Genomic DNA, 255 nt, shown 5'->3' with positions numbered 1-255 from the left:
TAGCAATAGGGGTGTCAGCATCGCGGCCAGCTTCAATTAAGCCCTCAGTTAAACGAGCCAGCGAATGCAGACCCATATAAAATACTATGGTTTCGTCAGTATTTAGAAAGTTCTTAAAGTTCTCATTGGGTGAACCAGCTTTTAAGAACCCAGTGACAAAACGCACTGATTGCGAATGATCTCGGTGAGTCAGCGGAATACCAGCATAGCTTGCGGCGGCATTGGCAGCCGTAATACCCGGAACGACTTGATAAG

General features: G+C 46.7%; 1 protein-coding gene. It reads right to left on the bottom strand.

Annotation, left to right across the window (positions count from 1 at the left end; all coding sequences use genetic code 11):
* A partial coding sequence (locus tag AAEY57_RS20465) for an SAM-dependent methyltransferase (RefSeq protein WP_350608719.1) occupies positions 1 to 255 on the bottom strand: 255 nt, incomplete at both ends.

Source organism: Pseudoalteromonas sp. MER144-MNA-CIBAN-0113 (assembly GCF_040308965.1).
GTDB lineage: Bacteria > Pseudomonadota > Gammaproteobacteria > Enterobacterales > Alteromonadaceae > Pseudoalteromonas > Pseudoalteromonas tetraodonis.
The sequence above is the reverse complement of the archived record's forward strand: the minus strand, read 5'-3'. Positions and strand labels throughout refer to the sequence as shown.